The following is a 723-nucleotide window of genomic DNA, read 5'->3' as shown; positions in this document are numbered from 1 at the left end:
CGGATCGGCAAGCGCATCAACAACGAGCGCGTCGACGAGGCTCTCTCGCTGAACCCCGACATCGTCTCCACGGCCTGCCCGTTCTGCCTGGTCATGCTCACCGACTCGGTCAACGGCAAGAAGAACGACGGCAAGGCCAAGGAGTCCATCCAGGTCGTCGACGTCGCCCAGCTGCTGCTGCAGTCGGTGAAGACGCCGCTCGACCCGGAGGACACCTCGGAGACGGAGAGCGAGCCGGAGCCGGAGCCGGTGAAGTAGCCGCCGCCGCAGAGCCGTTCGGAGCCCCCAGGTCCCACCGGACCCGGGGGCTCCGGCGCGTCGGCGCTCAGAAGTGGGTGGCGATCCCGAAGGCGCGCCGCAGCAGGGCCATGTCGTGCCGGTCGCGCTCCGTCGGCTCGTACCCCTGGTGGAAGTGGACCTGCTGCTCGGCCGACAGACACGCGACGGCCCTGCCGCCGACGGTCCCGGTCACGAAGGCGGAGGCCGGGTAGACGAAGGGCCGCTCCGGGTCCCCGGACGCCTGAACGGCGGAACCGTCCCCGGCGAAGTCCAGCGGGTGCAGATCGACCTCCCGGCCGCCGGGAGCGGTGACCACGAACCGCACCGGCCGCAGGTCGAGGCTCTCCACGAACCCGGCTCCGGCCAGCGCCGCCACGACGGCCGGCTCCTGCTCCCGCCGGTGCATCAGGTCCAGGTCGCGATGGTCCCGGCTCTGCTCGCCGA

The 723-nt window shown here is 71.8% G+C and carries 2 protein-coding genes; one reads left to right on the top strand and one right to left on the bottom strand.

Annotated features, from left to right (window positions below; all coding sequences use genetic code 11):
* The coding region (locus tag EHS43_RS45480; RefSeq protein ID WP_369009083.1) for a heterodisulfide reductase-related iron-sulfur binding cluster at window positions 1-258 on the top strand (258 nt) is incomplete at its 5' end.
* Between the two features lie 67 nt (window positions 259-325).
* Here EHS43_RS45480 and EHS43_RS45475 read toward each other — a convergent pair.
* Window positions 326-723, bottom strand: a 398-nt coding sequence (locus EHS43_RS45475) for an amino acid transporter (RefSeq protein ID WP_125196144.1), incomplete at its 5' end; no start/stop codon positions are given.

The sequence above is a fragment of the Streptomyces sp. RP5T genome (assembly GCF_003933965.1).
GTDB lineage: Bacteria > Actinomycetota > Actinomycetes > Streptomycetales > Streptomycetaceae > Streptomyces.
The sequence above is the reverse complement of the archived record's forward strand: the minus strand, read 5'-3'. Positions and strand labels throughout refer to the sequence as shown.